At 56.8% G+C, this 25,488-nt stretch carries 25 protein-coding genes and 1 other annotated feature; of the genes, 5 read left to right on the top strand and 20 right to left on the bottom strand.

The features are described from left to right. Window positions 1-11 precede the first annotated feature (11 nt). The 7 genes from aalo17_RS04620 to aalo17_RS04590 all read right to left on the bottom strand — a co-directional run bounded on the left by aalo17_RS04620 (window position 12) and on the right by aalo17_RS04590 (window position 7,478). Window positions 12-2,213: a RelA/SpoT family protein gene (locus tag aalo17_RS04620; protein ID WP_067556145.1), complete on the bottom strand. Its 2,202-nt coding sequence runs from the start codon at window positions 2,211-2,213 to the stop codon at window positions 12-14. Between the two features lie 68 nt (window positions 2,214-2,281). Beyond that, the gene (locus tag aalo17_RS04615) at window positions 2,282-2,803 is read right to left on the bottom strand and encodes an adenine phosphoribosyltransferase (RefSeq protein ID WP_067556142.1); all 522 of its coding nucleotides are present in this window, start codon (window positions 2,801-2,803) and stop codon (window positions 2,282-2,284) included. A gap of 78 nt (window positions 2,804-2,881) precedes the next feature. Further along, window positions 2,882-4,456, bottom strand: coding sequence for a single-stranded-DNA-specific exonuclease RecJ (locus aalo17_RS04610; RefSeq protein ID WP_067556140.1), 1,575 nt, complete (start codon window positions 4,454-4,456; stop codon window positions 2,882-2,884). Then, window positions 4,435-5,436 carry a Holliday junction branch migration DNA helicase RuvB gene (gene ruvB, locus aalo17_RS04605; protein ID WP_067560109.1) on the bottom strand — a complete coding sequence of 334 codons (1,002 nt, stop codon included), beginning with the start codon at window positions 5,434-5,436 and terminating at the stop codon, window positions 4,435-4,437. Before ruvB ends, aalo17_RS04610 begins: the two co-directional genes overlap by 22 nt. Before the next feature lie 18 nt (window positions 5,437-5,454). Next, entirely contained in the window at window positions 5,455-6,039 is a 585-nt protein-coding gene (gene ruvA / locus aalo17_RS04600; RefSeq protein ID WP_067556136.1) for a Holliday junction branch migration protein RuvA, read from the bottom strand. A 39-nt stretch (window positions 6,040-6,078) separates the two neighbouring features. Continuing rightward, window positions 6,079-6,726 carry a formate/nitrite transporter family protein gene (locus aalo17_RS04595; protein ID WP_257721855.1) on the bottom strand — a complete coding sequence of 216 codons (648 nt, stop codon included), beginning with the start codon at window positions 6,724-6,726 and terminating at the stop codon, window positions 6,079-6,081. After that, window positions 6,723-7,478 carry an exodeoxyribonuclease III gene (locus tag aalo17_RS04590; protein WP_067556129.1) on the bottom strand — a complete coding sequence of 252 codons (756 nt, stop codon included), beginning with the start codon at window positions 7,476-7,478 and terminating at the stop codon, window positions 6,723-6,725. Before aalo17_RS04590 ends, aalo17_RS04595 begins: the two co-directional genes overlap by 4 nt. Before the next feature lie 269 nt (window positions 7,479-7,747). Here aalo17_RS04590 and aalo17_RS04585 point away from each other — a divergent pair, with 269 nt between their 5' ends. From aalo17_RS04585 to aalo17_RS04575, 3 genes are all read left to right on the top strand, one after another. Beyond that, entirely contained in the window at window positions 7,748-9,835 is a 2,088-nt protein-coding gene (locus aalo17_RS04585) for a Tex-like N-terminal domain-containing protein (protein ID WP_067556126.1), read from the top strand. A gap of 252 nt (window positions 9,836-10,087) precedes the next feature. After that, on the top strand, window positions 10,088-10,879 hold the full coding sequence (locus aalo17_RS04580; RefSeq protein WP_236940510.1) for a dihydrofolate reductase family protein: 792 nt from the start codon (window positions 10,088-10,090) through the stop codon (window positions 10,877-10,879). 77 nt (window positions 10,880-10,956) lie between these two features. Continuing rightward, window positions 10,957-11,784 carry an HAD family hydrolase gene (locus tag aalo17_RS04575; protein ID WP_067556124.1) on the top strand — a complete coding sequence of 276 codons (828 nt, stop codon included), beginning with the start codon at window positions 10,957-10,959 and terminating at the stop codon, window positions 11,782-11,784. Window positions 11,785-11,923: 139 nt separating this feature from the next. On the opposite strand, the gene aalo17_RS04570 is transcribed toward aalo17_RS04575, so the two are convergent. The 7 genes from aalo17_RS04570 to aalo17_RS04540 all read right to left on the bottom strand — a co-directional run bounded on the left by aalo17_RS04570 (window position 11,924) and on the right by aalo17_RS04540 (window position 18,646). Continuing rightward, window positions 11,924-12,442 (bottom strand): hypothetical protein, encoded by a 519-nt coding sequence (locus tag aalo17_RS04570; RefSeq protein WP_067556122.1) that lies wholly within the window; start codon window positions 12,440-12,442, stop codon window positions 11,924-11,926. 140 nt (window positions 12,443-12,582) lie between these two features. Then, window positions 12,583-13,863: a GTPase ObgE gene (obgE, locus tag aalo17_RS04565; RefSeq protein WP_067556121.1), complete on the bottom strand. Its 1,281-nt coding sequence runs from the start codon at window positions 13,861-13,863 to the stop codon at window positions 12,583-12,585. A 113-nt stretch (window positions 13,864-13,976) separates the two neighbouring features. Then, the gene (gene rpmA / locus aalo17_RS04560) at window positions 13,977-14,258 is read right to left on the bottom strand and encodes a 50S ribosomal protein L27 (protein WP_067556119.1); all 282 of its coding nucleotides are present in this window, start codon (window positions 14,256-14,258) and stop codon (window positions 13,977-13,979) included. Between the two features lie 2 nt (window positions 14,259-14,260). Next, window positions 14,261-14,566, bottom strand: coding sequence for a ribosomal-processing cysteine protease Prp (locus aalo17_RS04555; RefSeq protein ID WP_158507716.1), 306 nt, complete (start codon window positions 14,564-14,566; stop codon window positions 14,261-14,263). Window positions 14,567-14,575: 9 nt separating this feature from the next. Beyond that, window positions 14,576-14,878, bottom strand: coding sequence for a 50S ribosomal protein L21 (rplU, locus tag aalo17_RS04550; RefSeq protein WP_067560105.1), 303 nt, complete (start codon window positions 14,876-14,878; stop codon window positions 14,576-14,578). A 14-nt stretch (window positions 14,879-14,892) separates the two neighbouring features. Further along, window positions 14,893-14,963: a sequence feature (ribosomal protein L21 leader region), on the bottom strand. A gap of 127 nt (window positions 14,964-15,090) precedes the next feature. Continuing rightward, window positions 15,091-15,513 (bottom strand): VanZ family protein, encoded by a 423-nt coding sequence (locus aalo17_RS04545; RefSeq protein WP_158507715.1) that lies wholly within the window; start codon window positions 15,511-15,513, stop codon window positions 15,091-15,093. 22 nt (window positions 15,514-15,535) lie between these two features. Beyond that, complete coding sequence (locus aalo17_RS04540; RefSeq protein ID WP_082743245.1) at window positions 15,536-18,646, bottom strand: DNA polymerase III subunit alpha; 3,111 nt, start codon at window positions 18,644-18,646, stop codon at window positions 15,536-15,538. Window positions 18,647-18,859: 213 nt separating this feature from the next. On the opposite strand from aalo17_RS04540, the gene aalo17_RS04535 reads away from it, so the two are divergent. Together aalo17_RS04535 and aalo17_RS04530 are read left to right on the top strand one after the other, a co-directional pair. Beyond that, window positions 18,860-19,354, top strand: a complete 495-nt coding sequence (locus aalo17_RS04535) for a MarR family winged helix-turn-helix transcriptional regulator (RefSeq protein WP_067556108.1) — start codon at window positions 18,860-18,862, stop codon at window positions 19,352-19,354. Next, on the top strand, window positions 19,351-20,676 hold the full coding sequence (locus aalo17_RS04530) for an MATE family efflux transporter (protein WP_067556105.1): 1,326 nt from the start codon (window positions 19,351-19,353) through the stop codon (window positions 20,674-20,676). The genes aalo17_RS04535 and aalo17_RS04530 overlap by 4 nt, the downstream gene beginning before the upstream one ends. A gap of 217 nt (window positions 20,677-20,893) precedes the next feature. Here aalo17_RS04530 and aalo17_RS04525 read toward each other — a convergent pair whose 3' ends face one another. The 6 genes from aalo17_RS04525 to ftsY all read right to left on the bottom strand — a co-directional run bounded on the left by aalo17_RS04525 (window position 20,894) and on the right by ftsY (window position 25,322). Then, window positions 20,894-21,211, bottom strand: a complete 318-nt coding sequence (locus tag aalo17_RS04525; RefSeq protein ID WP_067556102.1) for a thioredoxin family protein — start codon at window positions 21,209-21,211, stop codon at window positions 20,894-20,896. A 21-nt stretch (window positions 21,212-21,232) separates the two neighbouring features. Next, a complete protein-coding gene (locus aalo17_RS04520) occupies window positions 21,233-21,526 on the bottom strand; it encodes a rhodanese-like domain-containing protein (protein ID WP_067556099.1) in 294 nt (97 codons plus the stop codon). A gap of 233 nt (window positions 21,527-21,759) precedes the next feature. Beyond that, window positions 21,760-22,698, bottom strand: a complete 939-nt coding sequence (locus aalo17_RS04515; protein ID WP_067556096.1) for a DHH family phosphoesterase — start codon at window positions 22,696-22,698, stop codon at window positions 21,760-21,762. Then, on the bottom strand, window positions 22,691-23,884 hold the full coding sequence (locus aalo17_RS04510; protein WP_067556094.1) for an acetate/propionate family kinase: 1,194 nt from the start codon (window positions 23,882-23,884) through the stop codon (window positions 22,691-22,693). The genes aalo17_RS04515 and aalo17_RS04510 overlap by 8 nt, the downstream gene beginning before the upstream one ends. A gap of 165 nt (window positions 23,885-24,049) precedes the next feature. Further along, entirely contained in the window at window positions 24,050-24,367 is a 318-nt protein-coding gene (locus aalo17_RS04505) for a sigma factor-like helix-turn-helix DNA-binding protein (RefSeq protein ID WP_067556091.1), read from the bottom strand. Then, the gene (gene ftsY / locus aalo17_RS04500; RefSeq protein ID WP_067560103.1) at window positions 24,345-25,322 is read right to left on the bottom strand and encodes a signal recognition particle-docking protein FtsY; all 978 of its coding nucleotides are present in this window, start codon (window positions 25,320-25,322) and stop codon (window positions 24,345-24,347) included. The genes aalo17_RS04505 and ftsY overlap by 23 nt, the downstream gene beginning before the upstream one ends. Window positions 25,323-25,488: the final 166 nt, after the last annotated feature.

Genomic DNA, 25,488 nt, shown 5'->3' with positions numbered 1-25,488 from the left:
CCTGTTCCCGATCACTGTATCGTCCGGATCACTTCATTCACGCTGCGGACTTTCTTGAGATTGGCCATGAGGGTCGTCAGATGTCTGGCATCATGCACTCCCACGGTCAGTTTCGTCGTGGCGGTGAGGTTGTTGTCATCCACTGCAGAATCCACGTGTTTCAGTGCGGCATTGTTCTGCTGCAGAGTCGTGACAATATCGGACAGCAGGTAGTTTCTGTCGTCACTGCGGATCAGCAGTTTCACTTCATACTGCTTGTCCTCCGGTTCCTGGTCCCAGTTCACGGGAATCAGCCGCTTTTTCTCATTGACGATGTTCGGACAGTCCGTCCGGTGCACCTTGACGCCCTGCCCCTTGGATATATAGCCAATGATCGAATCGCCGGGGATCGGGGAGCAGCAGTTTGCCAGCGAGACCTGGATCGTGTCAATGCCGGGGACCACCACACCGCATTCCGAGGTCCGGTGACTGCGCCCGGCAGCCCGATTGTAGATCTTCATGATCTCTTCGTCATCCACAGCACCGGGCTTGTTGCGGATCAGGCGGTCGGTTACGGCCTGCAGACTGATCTTTCTGTCAGCCAGGCCGGCAAAAAGATCGTCCGCGCTTTTCAGGGAAAGACTGGAAAGGATGGATTCCACCTTGCGGATATCGAGATCCTTTGCATCGCCTTTGAGCCGCCGGAGTTCGTCTTCCAGCATCTGCTGACCCTGATGCACCCGGTCTTTCCGGTCCTGCTGGTCCCGTTTCTGCAGGAAAGCCCGGATCTTGTTGCGGGCATGGCCGGATTTCACGATTTTGATCCAGTCCGCCGACGGTCCCGGAGAATTCTTGTTCGTGAGGATCGAAACCACATCCCCGGTCTTAAGCTGGGTATTCAGCGGAACTATGGCACCGTTTACTGTGGCTCCAACTGTCTTGTGTCCCACTTCCGTGTGAACACGATAGGCAAAGTCAATGGGACACGATCCCTGGGGCAGTGCAATGATCTTTCCACGGGGTGTCATGCAGTAGACATTGGCTTCAAATATATCCTTCTGGAGCACATTCATGTACTCCAGCGGATCTTCGCTTTCCTCATCCGTCATCATGGAAAAATCCCGGAACCAGGTCAGCTTGTCCTCCAGCTCTTTCTGGCCCAGTGCGGCTGTATCCGGCGATTCCTTGTAGCGGTAATGCGCCGCAATGCCCCGTTCCGCAACCGCATCCATATCCTCGGTCCGGATCTGGATCTCGAAAATACTGCCGCAGGTCGGTTCCACCACCGTGGTATGCAGGGACTGGTACATGTTGGCCTTGGGCATGGCAATGTAGTCCTTGAACCGTCCCGGAATGGGGCGGTATTTGGCGTGAATGTAGCCAAGGATTTCATAGCAGTGCAGCTCGGTGTCTGTGACGATGCGGATAGCCAGCAGGTCCAGGATCTCCTCGAAGCGCTTGTTCTTGGTGATCATTTTCTTGTAGATGGAATAGAAATGCTTGCTGCGCCCGAAGATCCGGTAAGGAATGTGATATACATCCAGCATATCCTGGATCTCTTTGATCATCATCTGGACCTGATCATTGCGGTCTTCCTCCCGCTGGCGGACCAGATTCTTGATTTCTTCGTATTTTGCCGGTTCCAGGTACTTGAAGGAAAGATCTTCCAGTTCGTTTTTGACCTGGGAGATACCCAGGCGGTGTGCAATGGGCGCATATACGGACAGTGTCTCATTGGAAATTTTTTTCTGCTTCTCGGGCTTCATGTACTGCAGAGTCCGCATATTGTGAAGCCGGTCCGCGAGCTTTACGAGAATCACCCGGATGTCCTTGGCCATGGCAATGAACAGCTTTCTGTGGTTGCTGGCCAGGTACTCCTTTTCGTCCTTGAATTTGATGGCGCCGATTTTTGTGACGGCCTCCACGATCGCCGCCACATCCTGGCCGAATTCCTCGCGGATGATATCCGTGGTCACTTCCTCGCAGTCTTCCACCGTATCATGCAGCAGGCCTGACACGATGGTTGTGGGGCTCGAGTGAAGCGTGGAAAGGATGTAAGCGACCTGGATGACATGGATTTCATAGGGCTCCCCACTTTTGCGGAACTGCCCTTCATGGTGTTTGTGGGCAAACTGCCAGGCCTTTTCGATCAGGGCCAGATTTTCCGGCTTCCGGATGTACGTCTGTATATTGGCAAAGCACTCCTCGAATGTCACTGATTTCCGTCTGCTCATGTGTCCTCCTTTCCATCGGCAGGGTGCAGCACCTCTTTCCGGTCAGTCAGAGGCATCCGCTTCAGCTGTTATTCTCCTTCGTAATGAACCAGAGAGAGAATCGGAACATCCTCCAGGCGGTCCCTTCCCTTCAGGTCGTCCAGTTCCACAACGAACGCTGTGCCGACAACTTCAGCACCGCATTTTTCCGCCATATGGCGGATTGCCTGCACGGTGCCTCCGGTGGCAAGCAGATCATCCACGATCACCACCCGGTCACCGGGTTGGATGGCATCTGCATGGATCTGCAGGGTGTCGGTACCGTACTCCAGGTCATAGGTTTCCTCCACCACGGTCCGTGGCAGCTTGCCGGGTTTGCGGACAGGCGCAAACGCCACATCCGCTTCCACAGCTGCGGGAAGACCGAAAAGAAACCCTCTGGCTTCGGGCGCCAGAACGAGTGTCGCATTCTGGTCTTCGATAAAGTCAGCCAGTTTGCGGGTCACATGGCGCATGGCTTTCGGGGATGCGAGAATCGGGGTGATGTCGCGGAAAATGATGCCTTCCCTGGGAAAGCCGGGGATGCTGGCGATGTAGTCATTGAGTTCCATGGTCGATCGTCTCCTTCAGTTCTGACGGTATATCTGCACTGGCAGAAGCCGTCAGACCCTCTGCCGTTTTGATTCAAGTTATTCCTGTGAGGTCCCCACAGCGCTGAGTATAAGCTGCGGCCTGGCCGTCTGCATCCAGACATTCACGGACGGTTTGCCCGTCAGCCAGCGGATCTGGTTTGGCGACAGAGTCTTTTCTGAATCAGGCTGATTAAACCGCATGGCTTCCAGACCGTTTTCCAGCACATACCGCCGGTGACGGCCGGCGCTCAGGTCACGGACAAAAGCGACAGCAGGATCCTGGATCCGCAGTTCCGGAAGCTCGAAACCCGTTCCAAAGGGACGCAGTGCATCCAGCTGGCGGATGGCCGGGACCGTGAGGTCCGCTGCTTTTACATCCAGCGGATCCGCTTTTTGCGCATGGGGGACCGTGACTGTTTTCAGATAGGCCTCAAAATCGTCTCTGTCTTTCAGATCAAGGGAAAAGCCTGCTGCCCGGCTGTGACCCCCCAGGGTGACAAACCGGTCAAATCCCTTCAGGAGGTCCATGCAGTCCACCCCTTCCGGGGAGCGCATGCTGCATTTCAGTCCGCTCTGTCCCCGGGCTGCCAGGATCACCGGCCGGCCGGTGGTTTCACACAGGCTCCCTGCGGCCAGGCCGATGATGCCTTCATGCCATGTCGGGTCCTCCAGAAAGATCACGGTTGATCCGGGCCGGACCCGTGACTGTGCTTCCTGCACCATTCGTCCGGACATCTCGCGGCGGCGGTCATTAATCTGACAGATGCCCTGCGCCAGGGAGGAAATCTGACGAAAATCGTCTGTGAGAAAGAACCGCACAGCATTGTTCGCGTTGGCCAGATCCGAGAGCCGCCCCAGCGCATTGATTTTGGGAATCACCTGGAAGGACAGATCCGTTTCATTCTCCGGGATTCCCTGTGCCAGCAGCCGGACGTGAGGATCACAATCTGTTTTCAGCTGCTCGAGAGCCTGAAAAATCAATGCCCGTGTCTGCCCGGTGACTGCCATCTGGTCTCCCACACTGGCCAGACCTGCCAGCAGCAGTTCGTAGTCTGTTGCCCACCCGGCATGTCGCAGGAGCTCACAGGCAACTGCAGCCCCGCACAGAGTGGAAAACTCAGGCTCCATCAGTGCCGGATGCACGAACCATGCGGCCTGCGGCGGTGTCTCAAACTGATGATGATCCGTAACGATCACATCCATCCCAAGATCTGCGGCACAGGCCAGGGCTTCTTCTGCCCTGACACCGTTGTCCACAGTCACCAGCAGCGAATAACCCTTCTCGTGTGCGAGCCGCACCGTTTTTTCCTGGAGTCCATACCCCTCCCGAATGCGGTCCGGAATGTAAAATCCCGTTTCTATGCCCTGACGCCGCAGGGCACCGGTCAGAATCGCCGTGCCCAGGATACCGTCTGCATCATAGTCACCGGCCACGATCACTTTTTCGTGACTGGCCGCAGCCTGTTTCAGGCGGGCAGCAGCCTGGACCACTGCATCTGCCTGAGACGGACTGTGCAGTTCGGGTGTTTCAAGCCATGTCATCCATCTCGACTGGTCCGGTTCCAGGCGCCCGAGAATTTTACAGGCCAGGGGCAGCAGCATTTCAGGTGTCACTCTGACTGATTCTGACATCCGTCGTCCCCTTTTCTTCCCAGGTGGGCATAGGCTCTGGGTGTTGCCACCCGTCCACGCGGAGTCCGGTTGATGAATCCGATCTGCAGGAGATACGGTTCATACATATCCTCCAGTGTGGTGCTTTCCTCGCCTATGGAGGCCGCCAGGGCCTCGAGACCGGCCGGTCCTCCCTGGAACCGGTCGATCAGCCCTGTCAGGTACCGGTAGTCCACAGAATCGAGCCCCATATGGTCCACCTTTAGGCGGTCCAGAGCTTCTCTTGCGATGTCTTCCGTCACGAATCCGTCATTGAACACCTGGGCAAAATCCCGCACCCGGCGGAACAGACGGTTGGCAATGCGCGGCGTACCGCGGCTTCTTCGGGCAATCTCCCGCCGGGCACCCGGCTCCGTGTCTGTATTCATCACCCGCGATGTCCGGTCCACGATTTTTTCCAGTTCCGGAAGACCGTAATATTCCAGCTGGCTGACTATGCCGAACCGGTCACGCAGGGGAGCCGACAGATCGCCGGCACGTGTTGTGGCGCCAACCAGAGTAAAGGGCGGCAGGGACAGCCGGATCGTGTGAACCCCGGCATCCTTTCCCACCACAATGTCCAGGCAGTAGTCCTCCATGGCAGGGTAAAGGATTTCCTCCACCTGCCGGGGCAGCCGGTGGATTTCGTCAATGAACAGGACATCCCCGGGTTCAATGGTGGACAGGATCGCAGCCAGGTCGCCGCTTTTTTCGATGGCAGGCCCGGAAGCCATACGGAGCTGTCCGCCCATTTCCCTGGCGAGAATATACGCCAGTGTGGTCTTTCCCAGTCCAGGCGGTCCATACAGCAGGACGTGATCGAGTGCCTCATTCCGGCTGCGTGCTGCCTGTATGAAGACACGAAGATTGTCTTTGAGCGACTGCTGTCCTATGTACTCATCCAGCGTTCCCGGCCGCAGCGAGCTCTCTTTCTCATCCTGTGCCAGTTCACGGCTGTCCATCAGTCTGTCTTCCAACGGCTACACCCCCTTCCGTTTCGCCAGAAGCCGCAGGGCTTCCCGGATCATGTCCTGGACCGGCAGCTCCCTGGAAGCCAGTTCGGGCTCCAGCGGAGCTATGTCCTGGCTTCTGTAGCCAAAGTTCTCCAGGGCCGATACTGTCTCCTGCCACTGCCGGGTTCCTGCCGCTGCCGGTTCTGCTTCCGGTCGCATCTTCACCAGGCGTCCGCGCATGTCCAGCAGCATCTGGCTGGCGGTTTTCGGGCCAATGCCCGGCAAAGCCTTCAGAGCGGACACATCTTCCTTTTCCAGAGCCTCCAGGATCCGGCGTCCCCCGGCCTTTGTCAGGATCTGCAGGGCGGATTTGGGGCCGATTCCCTTGACGCCGATCAGAGACAGAAACACCTGATAATCGGCTTCGGTCGTGAAACCGTACAGTGTCCATCCATCCTCGCGGATGCTTTCATATATATGCCAGAGTCCCTGCCTGCCTGAAGAGACAGCTGCCGGATCCGGTGTCAGGATCTCGAATCCGATCCCGCCGGTCTGCACCACGACAGAATCAGACCGGATCTGCCGTACAGTGCCTTCTATGAATGCAATCACAGTCCGGCCTCCTTTCCTGTCCGGCCATGCCGGAAACAATCAGACTTTCAGTATACCATTTCTGGTCACATGCACGAGAATGCTTCCTGCCGCATTCCCCAGAGCGATCAGCAGCAAGGCCGGCAGAAAATCGAACCGCAGACCCATGCAGAGATAGCTGATGTCTGCAATGCTGTGTTCAAACCCCGACAGGATGAACATCGGGATGCACAGGAAGATGCCCAGCGGATTTCCGGATTTTTTCCAGGACACCACCGCCGCATACATCAGGATGCCGCACAGCAGTCCCCTGAAAAACAGGGACCACCAGGGGACCGCCAGCTTTGCATCGATCATGGCCGAAGCAGCAGCCACGAGGCCGGGATCGGCCGCAATGCACAGGAAGGCCACCGCTGCAGCCCCGGCAAAATTTCCCAGGAATACGGCAGCGTACCACCATACAGGTTTGACTCTGTCCGTGATGAACCCGATTTTGCCTGTAAACAGATCCAGTCCGAACAGACAGACCATGTACAGGGCAAAGGAAAACAGAATGGCTGCCGCCACTTTGTCATCCATTCCTGCATACAGGCGGCCGGCCAGTGCCACGGCACCTCCGGCAAACAGACTTTTCCAGTACTTCTTCATTGCTTCCCTGTCCTTTTTCCTATTGTGACCTTTTCTGCCTTGTGCCGGTCCGGATTTCAGTCATCCAGCTCGATTTCCACGGGACAATGGTCACTGCCGAAAATATCATCCCGTATGCGTATGTCGCGGATCCTGTCCATCAGCTTCGGGCTGGCCAGCCAGTAGTCAATGCGCTCTCCCTGATTGCGTTCCCGTCCTCTGGAATAGTAGCTCCACCAGGTATACTGTCTGTCGTCCGGATGCAGTGTGCGGAAGACGTCCACAAAGTGCGACAGAAAATTCTGCTGAAAGCTTTCCCGTTCATGCAGAGTGTAGCCCGCTGCCGATGCAGCGGCTTCCTCATCCCAGACATCCAGTTCCGTTCTGGCAACGTTGAAGTCTCCGCAGGCCAGCACCGGCTTTGTTTCCTCGAGCCGGCGCAGCCAGGCAGAAAAAGCCCGGTCCCATTCCAGACGGTACTCCAGCCGTTTCAGGCCGTCTCCGCTGTTGGGAACGTAGACATTCACCAGGTAAAAGGACCCCATGTCCGCCGTGAGAACGCGCCCTTCCCCGTCATGTTCTTCTGCACCAATGCCGGCAGTCACCATGGCCGGTTCCACCAGGGACAGGATCATGGTGCCGCTGTAGCCCTTGCGCCTGGCACAGTTTACATACTGCCAGGGAAAGAGCCCTTCATCCACCTCGATCTGGTCAGCCTGTGCCTTGGTTTCCTGCAGGCAAACCACATCGGGGTCCAGGGCCGCCATGATGTCTTCAAATCCCTTTTTCAATACTGCCCGCAGGCCATTCACGTTCCATGTCACCAGCCGCATACATACCTCCTGGCCGGACTGCCGTCCAGACAGTCCAAACTTAACACTTAACAATAGTAGCGCGAAAATCGGCGTCATGGCAATCACAGATTCACCTGTCTTCATCACATTGTGAACGGACACAGTCACAACAGGCCTGGCTGCCGGATTTCTGTCGCCTGCACCGCGGATGCCGGATCCTCATTCCGGCTTCGAAGACAGACAGGCTATGCGGGCATTTTTCCAAAAACAGCACGGCATTCTCCTGCAGACACGGTACAATAGACTGCATGCAGACAATGACACAACAGATTGCCGGGTCCATGGGACTCAAAGAAGGACAGGTGGCAGCTGTCCTGGAACTGCTGGAAGGCGGTGCGACCATTCCATTCATCGCGCGGTACCGCAAGGAAGTCACCGGGCGTCTGGACGAAGACCAGCTTCGCCGGATCCAGCAGGTTCATGCCTACACACTGGGGCTTCAGGCCCGGAAGGAATCCGTCCGGGAACTCATCGGCGAAAAGGGACTGATGACACCGGAACTGGATACTGCGCTGAAAGAAGCAAAGACCCTGGCGGAAGTCGAGGAACTCTATCGTCCGTATAAAGAAAAGAGAAAAACCAAAGCCACACAGGCGATTGCCGACGGTCACGGACCGCTGGCTGACAGGATCCTGGCTCAGGACCGTCCTTTCCCGGTGGATGAAGATCCGGCTGCATTGCAGGCGGCGGGGTGGATCGTGGCGGAAAAGTTCAGCGATGACCCGAAGATCCGGGAAACGGTGAAGAACTTCCTGGAAAAAACCGGAGTCATGGAATCGAAAAAGAAGAAAGATGCCGTGGATGAAAAGGGTGTCTACGAGATGTATTACGATTTTGCAGACCCTGTGCGGAAAATCCCTGGCCATCGTGTACTGGCAATGGAACGCGGAGAGAAGGAAAAGATCCTCTCCATTGCCCTGGAGTTCGACTACCCCGCCCTGGAACAGCGACTGGCCAGGCAGATCATCCGGCGGCCGGATGCCGCTTCCTGGCTGTCGGCTGTCATGCATGATGCCCTGGTGCGGCTGATCGTGCCCAGTGTGCGCCGTCAGATCCGCAGTGAACTTCGGGAGAAGGCCTGCAATGCAGCCATTGCCGGATTTTCCGTGAATCTGGAAAACATGCTCATGACGCGACCCCTGAAAGGAAAGTCGGTGCTCGCGTGGGATCCGGGATATCTGCACGGATGCAAGCTTGCCATGCTGGATCCCTCGGGGAACCTGCTCGCCACAGACGTGGTGTATCCCTTCCGGGGAAAAGGTCAGGAGGCGCAGGCAATCAGGCGCACAAGGGAGCTTCTGACTGAGTACAGACCGGATGTGGTGGTGATTGGAAACGGGACCGCGAGCCGTGAATCCGAGGCGCTGGTTGCAGATATCATCCGGGAGTTTCCGGAGATATCCTATGTGATCGGATCCGAAGCCGGGGCATCGGTCTATTCGGCCTCCCAGCTTGCAAAGGAAGAATTTCCGGATCTGGCGGTGGAAACCCGGAGCGCCGTTTCCATTGGCCGCAGGGTGCAGGATCCGCTGAGCGAGCTGGTCAAAATCGATCCAAAGTCCCTGGGCATCGGCGAATATCAGCATGATGTCCCGCAGAAGCAGCTGAAGGAAGCCCTGGATTTCGTGACAGACAAAGCCGTCAACCGGGTGGGCACAGACGTGAACACAGCTTCTCCTTCCCTGCTGATGCATGTGTCCGGGCTCACAAAAACTCAGATTGCCAGAATCCTCAGGGCCCGGCCGATCCGGACCAGAACCCAGCTGGAATCTGTGCTGACGCCCAAAGCCTATGAACAGGCAGTGGGATTTCTCCGGATCCCGGATGGCGTCGAGCCGCTGGATGCCACGGGGATCCATCCGGAGAGCTACGGTTTTGCCCGGCAGTTTCTCCAGGATCACGGGCTGGATGCCGCCGATATGCGGTCACAGGCCTTCCGGGATTCCCTGAAGCGGATCAATCCGGTTCAGGAAGCCAGACGCCTGGGAGTGGGAACCGACACCATGATCGACATCATCCGCGAACTGCGCAATCCCGGCCTGGATCCGCGTGACAGCCTGGATGCACCGGTCCTGAAGAAGGATGTCCTGTCCATCGAGGACCTGGTTCCCGGGATGGAGCTGCAGGGAACGGTCCGCAACGTGACCAGCTTCGGGGCATTCGTGGACATTGGACTGCACGATGACGGACTCGTGCACATTTCCCGCATGGCGGATCACTTCGTCAAGGATCCCCGGGAAATCGCGGCCACGGGCCAGATTGTCAAGGTCTGGGTTCATAACGTTGACCGGAAACGCGGCCGGGTGGGGCTCTCTCTAACAGCCCCGAAACGCTGAGGCTGCCGGCGTCGGACCGATACGCGCTGCAGACCCGGGCACAGTGTCAGACTCTGACCTGTGTCCCGGGTTTTTCTTTCCTCAGGCCGCCGGCCTGACAGAAATCATCCGCTTCCCATACGTATGGTTTTACGGAATCCGGTTGTCATGAAGACGCTGTCATGCAGGCTTTTGCGGAATGAATGGCGGTCCATGGCCTTACACTGAAAGCAGTCACAGGCGCCTGAGCCACAAGTGCCTGTGACGGAGAACATGACCATCATCAGCGGAAAGGATGAAAACGACATGACAGACCATGCTGCTGCAGGCAGACCCTTTGTGTTCTGCCACATGCTGGTATCCCTGGATGGAAAAATCAGCGGGACATTTCTGGATACGCTTAAGGGCATCAAAGCGGTCGGGACATTGTATGACCTGGCTTTTGGCCCCGACCGGTTCTATGCCATGCAGGGATGGCTCTCGGGGCGTGTGACGACAGACGAGAATTTCACGTTCTACGCCAGACCAGATCTGGATCCCGGGGCTCCGGCGGTGCCTGACGGAGACTACATCACGAATACGGATTTCGGCATGTACTATGTTTCCGTGGATCCGCTGGGTGTGCTGGGGTGGAACTCTCCATATCTGCAGTATGAAACCACGAAAGCTGCGGTGATCGAAGTGCTGACAGAACAGGCTTCCAATGCCTACAGGGCGTTTTTGCGCTCACTGGGGATCCCCTACATCATTGCAGGGGAGAAGGACGTGGAATGGGACAGCCTGCTTGAGAAGCTGAAGTCCCTGTTTCACATCGACATGCTGATGCTGCAGGGCGGCGGGATCCTGAACTGGAAGTTCATGGAGTCCGGCCTTTGCGACGAGCTGAGTCTGGTGGTGGCCGCTGCAGCGGATGGTGCCGAAAACACCCCTTCGGTGTTTCGCAATATGGCCTACCCAGAGGGCAGACCGCTGCACTTTGCGCTGGAAGAGACCAGGCAGATGGAGAGCGGCGCTCTGTGGCTGCGGTACAAAGTCCTGAATCCGGAGAAAATGTGGACGCAGTGATCCGGTTTCGATTGAACATCCGGTTGCCACATGTGACAATCTGAGAGCGACAGAAGGTGTCGAAGGAGGATGCTGGCATGAAGTGGAAGGCGCTGTTTGCGGATATTGACGGGACTCTGGCGGAAAAAGGAGAAATTCTTGGTCCGGAAACAAAAAAACAGCTGACAAAGCTGCATGAAAAAGGTGTAAAGATCGGGCTGGCCACGGGACGGCCGATGGACCGCCGGATCCTGGAGAAAGCCAGAAAGTGGGATCTGCCCTTTGCATTCGATGCGGTGATCGGTCTGAACGGCGGCGATCTCTGGGTCCGGGGAGAGGAAGAAACACAGCACATGAACATGCTGTCCACAGAATCCGTGAAGAAGATCATGAAGCTGCTGGAGGGAGAAGACGTGAATGCGATCATCTACAGAGATGGATACGATGACGTGATCTGCACCCGGATGGATCAGTTCATCGAAGGATCCATGCTGCGCAACTCTTCCTTCGCCCGGAAAGTGGAGCCGGAGGAAATGTGGGCAGAACCCGCCGGGAAAGTGGAAGTCCAGTATCCTGCTGACCAGCAGGGGCGGATCCTGAAGCTGCTCAAAGACAACCCCGATCCTGCCTGGATCACCGTCGGCACATTTCCCGGTGCAGTGGAATTCATGGATCCGGCCGTGTCCAAGGGCAGTGCCCTGCGGCTGTATGCCGAACAGACGGGAATCCCGCTGTCAGATATCCTCGCCTTTGGGGACATGGATAATGACATCACCATGCTGCAGGAAGCAGGACTCGGCATCTGTCTGGCCAACGGGTCTGCACCGACGAAAGCTGCAGCGGATACTGTGACGGACTTTGTCTGTGCAGAGGATGGTGTGGGCCGCCATCTGCAGAAGATGGAACAGGACGGAGAATTCGACTGAACCCTGCCGGCCGGGGAAACAGGCACACAAGAAAAACTCCGCATTTGTCAGGACGCATCACAGGTCCCGGGCAGATGCGGAGTTTGCTGTTTTCCAGCAGATCGGGTACTGGCACGGTTCGCCGGCAGACAGGGGCTGATCATGGCCTGCCGCGTTCACCGCCGGCTTCCAGCTCAAGAAATGCGGCCATGAGCTTTCTGCATTGTGAATGGTCCACGTTCCTGTCGTCGTCGGTCAGCGGATGACCATAATGGAACACGAGGATCGGCGTCTGTTCCCCGACCGCCAGCTTCTGGTCATCCAGAGACTGGATATAGCTGTATCCCGATGGAATCATATCCGGATGGTCACTGAAATTTGACCAGTCCTTTCCATGCACTTCCATGTACAGACCGGTCTCTTCAAGCCTGGCTTCCAGATCCGAAAGACCGGAAGACAGCTGCAGGCGGATCTGGTCCAAAGTGCTGTCCGGTGTCTCTTCATAGTCAGCCATCTGAAACCAGAGACAAAGCGGCGGATCTTCGGGGTTTTCGACAGTCCATGTCCAGCTGAACCCTTCTGTCTTTTCCAGCTTCAGGGTGCAGTCCTTGTTTCCGGCACATCCGGACAGCAGGAATGCCGGCAGCAGGCAGACAGAAAGCATGCGGCACAGTTTCACGGGATCACCTCCTTGTCTGTATAATATCCATCCGGTAAAACATCTGGCAAATACGGCAGCAGAATCTGCCGGAAAAGCCACGAACTGTTCTGAAAAAACCGCCAGATGGCCTGGCCATCTGGCGGTAAACACTGAACACGCTATTCCACGAATTCGAACTCGAAGTTCTCGATCCGGACAGTGTCTCCATCCTTGACTCCTGCTTCCCGCAGCAGGTTGTCGATGCCAAGATACCGCATCCGGTTTGCGAACAGATAGTAATCCTCTTCGGTATTGAGCTTGCTGATGTTGAAGTTGCGCTCGATCCGTGGACCTGACAGCTGCCATACTCCGGGTTCCACTTCCTCGATCTCGACTTCTTTTTTCTTCTCCTCAAAGGTGTAGACCACACCCTCCTGGTTTTCTTCCGTGCCTTCGATCGGGAACGCCGGTGTGGTCGCCAGAAGATCCGCAGCACGTCTCAGGACAGGATCCAGGCCCTCGTGAATGATGGCCGTGGTCTCGAAGATTTCCACATCCGGATACGCCTCTTTGAATCGCTTCAGGTTTTCTTCGGCATGTGCCTCATCCATTTTGTTGGCCACCACCACCTGGGGACGGTCCAGCAGCCGCAGATGGTAGTCCTTCAGCTCATCGTTGATGATTTTATAGTCCTCCACCGGGTCCCGGCCTTCTTCACCACCCATGTCAATGACATGCACAATGACCCGGCATCGTTCAATGTGTTTCAGGAACTGATGACCCAGTCCCTTGCCCTCGCTGGCTCCTTCAATCAGACCGGGAAGGTCTGCCATGATGAATGACCGCCCGTCGCCGGTTTCCACGACACCCACATTGGGGTGAATCGTGGTGAAGGGATAGTCCCCAATCTCCGGTCTGGCCCGGGACACTGCATCCAGCATGGTGCTTTTGCCGACGGAAGGAAATCCGACCAGTCCGACATCCGCCAGGACACGCAGTTCGATCTGTGCATCGAATTCATCCCCCGGTTTTCCGTCCTCGGCATACTTGGGGGCGGTATTCCGGCTGCTTTTAAAATGACAGTTGCCACGGCCGCCGCGGCCGCCTTTGGCCACCACTGCCTGCTGCCCCGCTTCTGTCAAATCCGCTATGATCTGCCCGGTATCTCCCCGGCGAACGATCGTACCCAGGGGGACCTTGACGATTTTGTCCTCTCCATTGGCGCCATGCATGCGCTTGTTTTTGCCCTTGCCGCCGGGTTGGGCCACGACCTTCCGGTTGTAGCGCAGATCCAGCAGCGTCGTGCGGCCAGGATCCGCCTCGAAAATGATGTCTCCGCCATCTCCGCCATCTCCGCCGAACGGACCACCGTAGGGAATATATTTTTCATGCCGGAAACTGACGAGCCCGTCGCCGCCCTTGCCGGCTTTCAAGTGTATCTTGACCTGATCTGTAAACATTAAGGAGTTCCTCCAGTCACAATTATGATACGAGCCGGCCGTCAAAAATGCCAATAGCGGGCATGTCCGGGCAGCGGCTTTAAAAAAAGCTGCCAGTGGCAGCCCTGTTCAGCTTATGCGGGATAAACAGAAACTTTTTTCCTGTCCTTGCCCATCCGCTCGTACTTGACGACACCGTCCACTTTGGCGAACAGTGTGTCATCACCGCCACGGCCCACGTTTTCACCCGGGTGGATTTTTGTGCCGCGCTGACGGTAGATGATGGACCCTGCATGGCAGGACTGACCGTCTGCCAGCTTGGCGCCAAGACGCTTGGAGTGGGAATCACGACCGTTCTTCGTGGAACCTACACCTTTTTTGGAGGCAAAGAACTGAATGTCTAATGTAAAACGCATGATTACACCTCTTTCCTTATGACTTTGATGTTGTCCGGAAACCCTTCTTCCATCGTTTCCAGCTGGATCACGATGGTCCGCAGCACAGCCTGAAGCTGTTCGTTTCCGGTTTCTGCGGCTGCTTCCATGCAGTTGTCCGCCATCCGAAGACGGCACTGGCCGGGAAACAGGATGTCCAGAGCATTGAGCGCTCCGGTCATGATGCTCGAAACGCCGGCACAAACCAGGTCCTGACCGTATTCACCGCTGCAGGCATGGCCTTTGACAGTGACAGACTGGATCAGGTCTCCGGAAATGCCAATGTTCACACGCACCATTTACGCCTGGATCGCTGTGATCTTGACTTTCGTATAAGGCTGACGGTGACCCTGCTTCCGGCGTGTGGAAGATTTCTTGGGCTTGTATTTCACAATGGTGATTTTCTGGCCCTTGCCCTGCTTTTCAACAGTGCCGGTGACTGTGGCACCTTCCACAAACGGGTGTCCGATCTTTCCATCCACGTAGAGGACTTTGTCGAACGTGACAGTTTCGCCTTCCTGAGCATCCAGCTTTTCTACGAAGATTTCCATTCCGTCTTCGACTTTGATCTGCTTTCCGCCTGTTTCGATAATTGCGTACATCTCGTGCACCTCCTGTTCATTCTGATACTCGCCATCAAGGTGCGGCATGACCGCTTCAACCTTTTCTGTGCGGTTGCAGTTAGTACAGTCTGCAACGTTTCTATTATAGAAGCGTCAAAAAGGAAAATCAATGGATGACTGCAGGCAATTCCGGGCGATTCGTCTCCGTTCCGGGTGATTCCGGCCATCCGCAAAAACACACCGGTCAGGTGTCATACCCCGGTCCCGTTTTTCCGCCTTCTGTGTGCCGGCCACTGAATCAGAATTGCGGCCACTGTGCCTGTCAGACTGCCGGCGGTATCCAGCAGCACATCCCGGATCTGTCCGGCTCTGCCAGGCACAAAGGTCTGGTGCCATTCATCGCTGCAGGCATACAGAAAGCACAGCAGGACTGACAGAAAAGCCCGCCGGGACCGGCTGTGGATCCCCCACTCCCGCAGTGTGCCGTTCATGCACAGGCCGAGGACCAGATAGATCGTGAAATGCGCCGTCTTCCGGACCAGAAACGAGGCATCCTCCGGATTCATCCAGAACAGCAGCCCGGCAAAGATACCGGACTGCATACCGGATCTGGTCCCGTCTGCACCGGAGAACAGGAAGATGCCCGCCATCACCAGCAGGGTCAGCGCAGTCATGATCCACTTTTTCACCGTGCGGCTATGCATCGGGCCGCTGTTCTGCCTGGCTGCCGGTATCTGCGACGGAGGTGATTTTCTCCATGGAGCGCACCAGCACGGAACCGGGCCGGTCCTTCTTTCCCTGTATATACAGCAGCGTGCCTTCCAGGATCAGATCGCGCTGTCTGGCAAAGGTATCCGGCATAACCGCCAGATCGATCTGGCCCGTTTCGTCCTCCACCGTCACGAAGCACATCAGGTCGCCTTTCTTCGTTTTGTGAGGATGATAGGATGCAACCCGTCCCAGGATCCGGACAAATCCCGTCACATCCTGTATGAAGGCAATAGGGTCTGTATTGGAAAAGCGTCCCTTCCGCAGCGTCTGTACTGGATGTTCACAGAAATAAAACCCGAACACGGCCTTCTCCCGTGTGCTCTTCTCCATGGGATCTTCCCGGTGTTTCACCAGCGTCGGTTCACTGGCAATGGAGTAGTCAAAGAGCACTTCCTCCTTCTCGACCCGGATGATGTGGGCATAGTTCAGGATCCTGGTCATGTTCTCCCGCAGCGTCGCGCGGTTGATGCCGTAAAAATCAAAGGCTCCTCCGTCCACCAGGACCCGCAGCTGACTTTCATTGACTTTCTGTGCCCAGAGCCTGGCAATGGTGTCGATCACGCCCGGGAATTCACCGTTTTTTTGCACTTCCACGATCCTGGGCAGCAGTGCGGTCCCGATGCCCTTCATGACTGTCAGTGGCATGCGCAGGGCTCCGTTTTCAATCTGCCAGCGGTCTGAGGAAACCCGGATATCCGGTCCAAGCACCGGGATCCGGCGCTGGCGGCATTCGTACAGGTACTGCCCGGTTTTCACCTCGGCACCGATCACGTGATTCAGGATGCTCTGGTAAAACGGCAGAGGATGATTGGCCTTGAGCCAGGCCATGGCCCAGGCCACACGTCCATAGGCATAGGAGTGCGACTTGTTGAATCCATAGCCGGCGAATTTTTCCATCAGGCTGAAAATCTCCGCTGCCTGCCCGGCATCGATCCCCTGCACCAGGGCTCCCTCGAGAAACTGCTCCCGGTACCGGCCCATCACATCCTGCTGTTTCTTGGACATTGCCTTGCGCAGGATATCCGCCTGACCCAGACTGAACCCGCCAATGATCCGGGCGGTTTCCATGATCTGTTCCTGGTAGATCATGACCCCATATGTTTCCTTCAGCACGGGTTCCAGCAGTGGATGCGGATAGACAATGGACTCCGGATGTGCACGGTTCTGCAGGTAATGCGGTATTTCGGCCATGGGGCCCGGGCGGTAAAGCGCAAGGACAACCGCCACATCTTCAAACTGACGGGGGTGCATCTGGCGCAGGAGCTGGCGGATCCCTTCTTTTTCGAGCTGGAACACACCGGTTGTGTCAGCCCGGTCCAGCAGTGCCCAGGTGGCCTCGTCATCGGTGGGCATCGTGTACAGATCGGGTGGATTGTCGATCTGGTCCAGGACTTCCCGGATGATGGTGAGATTGCGCAGGGACAGCACATCGATTTTGATCAGGCCCAGTTCCTCCAGGTGCTCCATGGAAAACTGTGTGGCGCTGGTGTTCCTGTCCATCCAGACAAGAGGTGCCACAAGCCGGATGTCCTGGTCTGACAACACGACACCAGCGGCATGAGTCGTGACATGCCGGGGGAGGCCTTCCAGTCTGCGGGCCATGGCCCAGGTTTTCCTGAGACCGGGCTTCGCTTCCACCAGTGTCCTCAGGCGGGGGACCGTCTGCCAGGCACGCTCCATGGTCATGCCCGACATGTTCGGGATCAGCCGGGTGACCGGGTCGATCACCCGTGCGGGGACGCCGAAGGCTTTGGCCACATCCCGCAGCACTGCCCGGGCTTTCAGGTTGGAAAAGGCCGCGATCTGTGCCACGTGGGTCTGGCCATAGGCTTGCCGGAGATACTGCACCACTTCGTCGCGGCGGTCATCCGGGAAATCCGTATCGATATCCGGCATGGTGATCCGCTCCGGATTCAGGAACCGTTCAAAGAGCAGCCCGGAGGAAATGGGATCGATGTGGGTGATTCCCAGGCTCCAGGCCACCAGGCTGCCGGCAGCACTCCCTCTGCCCGGCCCTGTGAGCATGCCCCGGCTGCGGGCAAACCGGATCATGTCATATACAATGAGAAAATAGTCCGTGAATCCCATGCGGGTGATCACATCCAGTTCGTACTCCAGGCGTTCGCGGTACCGTTCCGGAACGTGACCAGCCAGCCGCCGGTTCAGGCCGGTTTTTGCGAGCCTGACCAGAAACTCCCTGCTGGAGAGTCCCAGCCGGTTGGAAAACGGAGGCAGGCTGCTCTTCTGCATGGACATTGTCACATGCAGCCGGTCTTCCAGAGCCTGTGCCGTGGCCATTGCTTCGGGGGAATACAGCTGCTGCATTTCTTCCAGGGTCCTGAACTGCCTGTGCCAGGCAACATCCAGTGTCAGATCGGTCGCCAGCTTGTTTTCGGCAATGGCCCGGAGCACCTGCAGCAAAGCGGCATCCTCTTCCTGTTCATAGAGTACGTAGGAAACTGCCGCTTTGGGCAGCTGCAGATCCTGCAGAATCACGTCCAGCCAGGCCTGGCGGCTGCGTCTGGCTGATACATCCATCATGGCCTCGGCTGTCACAAATTCTTCCTGCGTTTCCTTCAGACCCACGAGGATTTCCCGGACCGTCCGCTCATCCTGGCGGATCATCGCCTCTTCCAGCCGGTCGCGGATGGTCAGGGCAATCGTCACGCAATGCGGGAAGACGGGAAACTGTCCAGGTGCCGGTTCATTTTCCGCCGGCTGGTTTTCCCTGGACACAGGTGGATTCACGCGGTCTTCCATGATTCTGGAATTCCAGGCATACAATGTCTGCAGACCCTGGTCGTCTTTTGCCAGCACCAGAAGCCGCACACCCTGGATTTCCGTTTCCAGTCCGAACACCGGTTTCATGTCTGCGTTCCGGCAGGCATGATAAAACTCCATGACCCCATACATGGCATCATGATCCGTGATCGCGGCAGCAGTCATCCCTGCATTCCTGGCACACTGCACAATTTGTTCCGGCCGCAGCGGGCTTTCCAGGAAGGAACAGCAGGAGCGGGTATGTAAGTGAAGCATATCTTCATGGTAGCGAAAACCGTGTGTTGACGCAATCCGTAACCTGTGGAGGTCCGGCTTCTCCGGCAAACAGGAGGCCTTCGGCAAGAGTGCCACAACAGGGTCCTTTGGCCAATTTGTCCGATTTCAGTCTTGTGCATCGATTTCGGACCAAGTATCCTCCCTCTGACAGAAACGGCAGCCACAAACCGGCTGTATCGGAAAGGAGACTGTATGCAGACTGCACGACTCAACAACCGTCTCTCACTCTCATTCAATGCCATGGACCACATCTACCGGCAGCCCGCCCTGCAGGCAGGTATGTCCGACAGTGTGTTCAGGACTCTCTGCCTGCTGTGGAATTCCCCGGTCCCTCTTGCATCGGCACAGCTGGTCCAGTATGGCGGGCTGCCGAAACAGACAGTCTCCTCTGCACTGGCTGCCATGCGCAGGGACGGCTATGTGGTTCAGGAACACACACGGGGACCCATTTCCCTGTCCGTTCATGGACGCAGCGTATGTTCGGCCATCTTCAGTCAGGTCCAGGACACAGAATACAGAGTTCTGGAAGCCATGGGGGCAGAAAAAGCGGAATCCTTTGTCGCGCTTTTTGAGGAGTATGCTGCCCTGTCCGGGCAGCTGGAACGTGACAGTGATCCGGCACAATCCGGCTTCCGGCGGCAACCCCGGCACGGGGATGCAGAGGCAGGAAAGGAGATTCGCGTATGAACAGACTGGCAGGTCATTACACCTATGGAAGACTTCTCAGATACTGTCTGGCCCCGGTGGCCATGATGGTCTTCAGCTCGATCTACGGCGTCATGGATGGGTTCTTCGTCTCCAACTGGGCGGGGCAGACCGCTTTTGCGGCCGTCAATCTCATCATGCCGGCTCTCATGATCCTGGGCGGACTCGGGTTCATGTACGGAACCGGTGGCACTGCCCTGGCGGCACGCACCCTGGGAGAAGGCAAGAAGGAACTGGCCAGTCGGTACTTTTCCATGGTGACCTGGACGGCTGTTGTCACAGGTGTACTGACAGGTGCCCTCGGCAGTATCTTTGCGCCGGATATCGCCCGGCTGCTGGGAGCGGATGCCGGCATGATGCAAGACTGCGTCGAATATGCCCGCGTGATCCTGTTCTTCAATGCCACATTCATTCTCCAGAATGTGTTTCAGTCTTTCCTGGCGGCTGCCGGCAGACCTGGTCTCGGGTTTGTCTGCACCGTGGCGGCAGGAATCACCAACATGATCCTGGACTGGCTGTTCATTGCTGTCTTCGGCTGGGGAACGTCTGGGGCCGCCCTGGCCACCGGACTGGGGACCTGTGTCGGCAGCATTCCGCCGCTTGTCTGGTTCATGACCTCCCGCTCTTCCTCCCTACGGCTGATGGCCGTTGTGCCGGCAGCCGGTCCGGTGGCCAGGGCCTGTCTCAACGGCATGTCCGAGTTCATGAGCAACATCTCGGGATCCCTGGTTTCGATCCTGTTCAATTTCCAGCTCATGCGCTATGTCGGGGAACAGGGTGTGGCTGCCTATGGTGTCGTCATGTATGTGGCTTTCTTCTTCATTGCCGTCTTCTTCGGCTACACCATGGGCGTCAGTCCCGTGATTTCCTATCATTTCGGTGCCCAGGACCGGCAGGAGCTGCATTCCCTGTTCGGGAAAAGTCTCGTCATCTCTCTTTGTGCGGGACTTGTCATGACTGCCCTTGCAGAGATCCTGGCAGGTCCCCTCGCAGCAGTCTATGTAGGGTATGATGCATCTCTGGAAGCCATGACCATTGATGCAATGGAGATCTTTGCGACCTGCATTGTCTTTGCAGGGATAAACATTTTCACATCGGCCCTCTTCACGGCCCTGAACAATGGTCTGATCTCCGCCGCCGTGGCGTTCCTGCGGTCGCTTGTGTTTCAGGCCGCCTGTGTGTTGATCCTTCCGCAGTTTTTCGGGGTATCCGGAATCTGGTGGTCCATGACGCTGGCAGAAGTTCTGGCCCTTCTGGTAAATATCGTCATTCTCGCAAAGGAACAGAAGCGCTACGGGTATTGAGACCCCGCTTCCGTTCCTCCATGGATGCAACAGAACAAAACCGGCTTTGTTTCCCTGTGGACCTTTTTCTGTCCAGCAAGGCAAAGCCGGTTTTCTGCATGCATGAAGCTGTCATCCATGGTACTTGAGTTCAGCCGCTCCTATCCCCGACAAAAAACAGGTCCGCTCCCATTGCGGATCTGTTTTTTGTTTCATTCTGCTGTCGTTTTTATGGGGTTTACCTGGAAACGGCTTCGGAAAGGAACTGCTCCAGTTCCGCGATCGTCATGCCGCCCTCTTCTTTCGAGACAGGCTGGCCATTCACGAAAACCATCACCGTGGGACAGCTTTCAATGCCCGCGGCTTCGAAGATCTGCGGGAATTCCTCGCCGTTCACCTGCATGACCTCCACGCTGCCGGGTTTCTGTGCATAGGCTTCCAGGGTGGGGAAAAACGCCTTGCAGCAGGGACACCAGGGCTGGCAGAAGTCCACCAGGACCGGGGAACCGCTCTGAATCGTCTGTTCGAAGTCACTGACTGACTGTGCCTGTTTCAATATCTGTAGGCCTTCTTTCCGTTACTTTTCCACCGGACCATGGTAGAAATCCATGCCGCCGATGTCTGTGGCCCTGATGCCCCGCTTGTGCAGGACTTCCTCTGCCAGGCCGGCGTGGTAGCCGGTCATGCAGTAGAGGACACTGCCGGGTTTCACATCCGCGGTTTCCATGTCTGCCAGCGGGATGTTCACTGCACCGGGGATGTGGCCTTCCGCATACATTTCCTTCGGACGGACATCCACGATCGGCGTTCCGGCCCGCTGTGCCTGTTCCACCAGCTTGTCCGTATCATAGGTTTTATAAGTATTGTCCATACGCCATACCTTCTTTCGATGCCTTAATTGTACGCCTGACAGAAATACAATTAGCCTCAGATAACCGCAAAAAGCATACCTTCCTCCTATGCTTTGCTCTGCCCGTCGGGTATCGCAATCAGCAGATTCAGCTCCAGACCAGCGGAAAAAGCCCTGCCGGGTGCGGCAGGTGAGGCTGTCTGTGCCTCACTCTGCCTGACCGTCAGGGCTTTTGATTCATCAGACCGCAGGATTCAGACCTGCGAAACCGGTTCTTCCAGACTGCGTGCAGCCAGCTGTGTGATGAGGTCCGTCAGCTTCACGCTGGACAGGCCCTTGATGCCTGCCGCACAGATGTGCCCGCCGCCACCGAAGGATTCGGCAATGTCCCGGACCTCCAGCTGTCTGGACCGGAGACTGGCAGCAAAGGTACCATCTGCACAGCGGGTGAACAGCGCCCAGATCTGAACCTCGGCACAGCCGGAAAGCACGAATACATTTTCCCGGGCATCTGTTTCGGCGAGTCCATACTGCAGGTAATCCTGCGGCTCCATGACCGAAAACAGAAACTTCTGCATCTGTACAGCCGTTGACCGGATGCAGTTCTGGTATCTCCACGCCTGCATGGACGTCCGGCTGGAAGCCAGAAGATCGGCCACGACATCGGCCCCTTCCTGCAGCAGCCAGGCACCGGCCATAAGGCTCTCCGGGCGGGTGTTGCCGGTCGTAAACCGCTGGCTGTCGGCGGTCAGTGCCCGGTACAGGTCCTGGGCGGCTGCCGAACCCGGGTGCTGGCCATTGACCTGCAGCAGCTGTGCCACGATCTCACCCGTTGCACTGGCAGCTTCATCCACATAATCCAGGGTGGCCAGATCCTCCACCTTTACATGGTGATCCAGACGGATGGTGTCTGCGGCCAGTTCATACAGGTCTTTGCCGTCGATCCGGTCCCGGTTGCTGGTGTCCAGCAGGATCGCCAGAGACTGCTTCACAGCATCCGGCGACACCTGATCCATCTCAAACCCGTCTTTGCTCATTTCACCCAGGGCATAGACCTGTTTGTCCGGAAAGATGTGTTCCAGGGCCCGCTTCAGACCCCGCTGGGATCCCAGAGCATCCGGGTCGGGATTCACGTGCCGAAACAGCGTGATCACCGGAGCTGCCTGGATCTTTTCCCAGATTTTCTCAAGCATTCAGCAGGTCCTTGTAGGCATCCCTGGCCAGCATGACTTCTTCGTTGGTCGGAATCAGCCATACTTTCGTTTTCGCATCTTCCGGAGACAGCAGCATTTCCTTGCCGCGGATGTTGTTCTTCTCCGGATCCAGCTTCACGCCAATGGCTTCCAGACCGTCGCAGACCATCTGGCGGATGTGCGCTGCATTTTCGCCGATGCCACCCGCAAAGACAATGGCATCCGCTCCGCCCATCAGGCCGTAATACCCGGCAACTGTCTCAATGATCCGGTCAGCGTAAATCTTCTGCGTCAGGATCGCCCGTTCGTTGCCTTCCTCTGCGGCATTTTCAATATCCCGGGAATCAGAGGAGATGCCCGAAACACCCAGCATACCGGACTTCTTGTTCAGAATGTCATCCAGTTCCTGCGCCGTGTAGCCATACTGCTTCTGGAGGTAAATCAGGATCGCCGGGTCAATGTCTCCCGAGCGGGTGCCCATCATGACGCCGGACAGCGGGGTGAAGCCCATGGATGTCTTGAAGGATTTGCCGTTCTTGACAGCCGTGATGGATCCGCCGTTGCCCAGGTGACAGGTGATGATGTTCATGTCTTCCACCGGCTTGTCCAGGATCTCGGCCAGCCGCTCTGTCAGGTACTTGTGACTCGTGCCGTGCATACCGTATCGGCGGATATGGTCCTTTTCATAATATTCGTACGGAATCGGATAAATGTAGTTTTCCTCCGGCATCGTCTGATGGAAGGCGGTGTCAAACACAAATGTGTGGCTTGCTCTGGGCAGTGCCTCCCTGAAGCTCCGGTACCCCACCAGACCTGCCGGGTTGTGCAGTGGTGCCAGCGGAATGCATTTCTCAAAGTTGGCTTCGGCCTCCGGACTGGCCTTGACGGAATCACTGTAATACTCGCCGCCGTGTACCATGCGGTGGCCGACGGCTTCGATCTCATTGAGGTCTTTCACGACACCCTTGTCGATCAGGGCTTTGATCAGCATATCCACAGCCACTTTGTGGTTGGGAATGTCACAGACAGTTTCCGTTTTCTTTCCATCCACCGTAATGGAGAAAATGGAATCCGGGAGCCCGATCCGCTCCACCAGGCCCTTGGCCAGAACTTTCTCTTCAGGCATGGAAAATACCTGAAATTTCAGGGAAGAGCTTCCCGCGTTGACACTCATGACGATACTCATAGAGTTTCCTCCTTGTTTTTTCAAATCTATTTGATTATACGCCGAATCAGCCTGCATGACACAGGCCACTCATGTTTCGCGCTTTCTTTTTTTGATTTCCGCCTGTTTCGGGACAGCCATACAGAAAAAACCGCCGGGATCCTGCGCACAGCCGGCGGATGGTGGTTATTCGGTCCCGGCAGAAGGCAGTCCGGCAGATGCATACAGCTGCCGGACCTGTTCCTGCAGAACAGGCTGTCCGTCCAGCAGCTCCAGGACCTTCCGGCGTATACCGGCTATGCCCAGCTGCTTTTCGTACTGGGACAGCAGTGTTTCGCCGCGTTTGACGGCATCCGCTGCCGCAGCCCGGGAAATGCCCAGTTCCCAAGCAATTTCCCCGAAACTCAGGTCCTCCTGTATCGACAGGGTCAGGATCTCCCGCTGTCGTTCTGTCAGCAGCGGTCCGTAGATGTCGAAGAGATCATTCGCTTCGATCCGTGTCATCTTCCAGCCCCTTCGTAATGCCGTACAGATACAGATCCAGGTCAAACGGCCGCAGATCCTCCGGCTTTTCTCCCAGCCCCAGGAAGCGGACGGGCAGCTCCAGACCGTCGCGGATGGCCATCACCACACCGCCTTTTGCGGTGCCGTCCATCTTGGTCAGGATGATGCCAGTCACATTCGTGGCTTCGGTGAACTGATGGGCCTGCAGGATGCCGTTCTGACCGGTGGTTGCATCCAGCACCAGCCAGGTTTCGTGAGGTGCTCCCTCGATCTCCCGCTCGCATACCCGGTGCATCTTGGTCAGCTCGTTCATCAGGTTCTGCTTGTTCTGCAGACGGCCGGCCGTGTCGGCGATGAGCATGTCCGCTCCGGTTTCCTTTGCGCGCCGGCAGGCGTCAACCAGGACGCTGGAGGGGTCCTGATTCGGCCTGCCCTTGATGCATTCCACTCCCAGGCGTTCAGCCCAGGTCTCGATCTGATCCACGGCCCCTGCCCGGAAGGTATCGGCAGCAGCCACGCAGACTTTCTTGCCCTGGTCCTTGTAGTACTTGACCAGCTTCGCCGTCGTGGTGGTTTTTCCGGATCCGTTGACACCCACCATCAGAATCACCACCGGCACATCCTGTTCCATATTCAGGGGAAGCACAATGCTTTCATCATAGAACTCCCGCAGGATCTGGATGAAGTACTCCTCCATGGATCCATAGTCACTGATCCGGGACGCATTCTCTTCGAACCGGTCCACGATTTTCTGCGCTGCATGGATCCCCACATCGCTTTCCAGCAGGATCACCATCAGCTCTTCGAGAAGCTCGTCATCGATCCCGTGGTAATTGTTGCTCAGGGCGCGGATTCGGTCTCCGAAGGTCTTCCGGGAAGGTGTCAGGCCGCTGAGATATTTGTCTTTGTCTTCGCTCCGGGAAAATTTCTCCTTCAGCTTTGAAAAAAAGCCCATTCTGTCTCTCCTCTCCGGCCAGGCTGACGACTGCATCGACAGCCTGGCCGTCACTGGCAGAAGCATTCCGGACGCCATCCCTGTCCCGTGAACCGGGAACAGGCAGCCGCCCTCTGTGTCCTGCCACATGTCTTTATTATGAACGGTTGTCCTTCGCAGGACAATC

Source organism: Faecalibaculum rodentium (assembly GCF_001564455.1).
GTDB classification, from domain to species: domain Bacteria; phylum Bacillota_I; class Bacilli_A; order Erysipelotrichales; family Erysipelotrichaceae; genus Faecalibaculum; species Faecalibaculum rodentium.
Note: the sequence above shows the minus strand (reverse complement) of the source record. Positions and strands in the feature narration are given on the sequence as shown.

Bases quoted from the DNA above. Each gene is read 5' to 3' on its own strand.
- aalo17_RS04620 (WP_067556145.1), bottom strand. From the start codon at position 2,213: ATGAGCAGACGGAAATCAGTGACATTCGAGGAGTGCTTTGCCAATATA.
- aalo17_RS04615 (WP_067556142.1), bottom strand. From the start codon at position 2,803: ATGGAACTCAATGACTACATCGCCAGCATCCCCGGCTTTCCCAGGGAA.
- aalo17_RS04610 (WP_067556140.1), bottom strand. From the start codon at position 4,456: ATGTCAGAATCAGTCAGAGTGACACCTGAAATGCTGCTGCCCCTGGCC.
- ruvB (WP_067560109.1), bottom strand. From the start codon at position 5,436: ATGGACAGCCGTGAACTGGCACAGGATGAGAAAGAGAGCTCGCTGCGG.
- aalo17_RS04590 (WP_067556129.1), bottom strand. From the start codon at position 7,478: ATGCGGCTGGTGACATGGAACGTGAATGGCCTGCGGGCAGTATTGAAA.
- aalo17_RS04585 (WP_067556126.1), top strand. From the start codon at position 7,748: ATGCAGACAATGACACAACAGATTGCCGGGTCCATGGGACTCAAAGAA.
- aalo17_RS04580 (WP_236940510.1), top strand. From the start codon at position 10,088: ATGACCATCATCAGCGGAAAGGATGAAAACGACATGACAGACCATGCT.
- aalo17_RS04575 (WP_067556124.1), top strand. From the start codon at position 10,957: ATGAAGTGGAAGGCGCTGTTTGCGGATATTGACGGGACTCTGGCGGAA.
- obgE (WP_067556121.1), bottom strand. From the start codon at position 13,863: ATGTTTACAGATCAGGTCAAGATACACTTGAAAGCCGGCAAGGGCGGC.
- rpmA (WP_067556119.1), bottom strand. From the start codon at position 14,258: ATGCGTTTTACATTAGACATTCAGTTCTTTGCCTCCAAAAAAGGTGTA.
- rplU (WP_067560105.1), bottom strand. From the start codon at position 14,878: ATGTACGCAATTATCGAAACAGGCGGAAAGCAGATCAAAGTCGAAGAC.
- aalo17_RS04545 (WP_158507715.1), bottom strand. From the start codon at position 15,513: ATGACTGCGCTGACCCTGCTGGTGATGGCGGGCATCTTCCTGTTCTCC.
- aalo17_RS04540 (WP_082743245.1), bottom strand. From the start codon at position 18,646: ATGCTTCACTTACATACCCGCTCCTGCTGTTCCTTCCTGGAAAGCCCG.
- aalo17_RS04535 (WP_067556108.1), top strand. From the start codon at position 18,860: ATGCAGACTGCACGACTCAACAACCGTCTCTCACTCTCATTCAATGCC.
- aalo17_RS04530 (WP_067556105.1), top strand. From the start codon at position 19,351: ATGAACAGACTGGCAGGTCATTACACCTATGGAAGACTTCTCAGATAC.
- aalo17_RS04520 (WP_067556099.1), bottom strand. From the start codon at position 21,526: ATGGACAATACTTATAAAACCTATGATACGGACAAGCTGGTGGAACAG.
- aalo17_RS04515 (WP_067556096.1), bottom strand. From the start codon at position 22,698: ATGCTTGAGAAAATCTGGGAAAAGATCCAGGCAGCTCCGGTGATCACG.
- aalo17_RS04510 (WP_067556094.1), bottom strand. From the start codon at position 23,884: ATGAGTATCGTCATGAGTGTCAACGCGGGAAGCTCTTCCCTGAAATTT.
- aalo17_RS04505 (WP_067556091.1), bottom strand. From the start codon at position 24,367: ATGACACGGATCGAAGCGAATGATCTCTTCGACATCTACGGACCGCTG.
- ftsY (WP_067560103.1), bottom strand. From the start codon at position 25,322: ATGGGCTTTTTTTCAAAGCTGAAGGAGAAATTTTCCCGGAGCGAAGAC.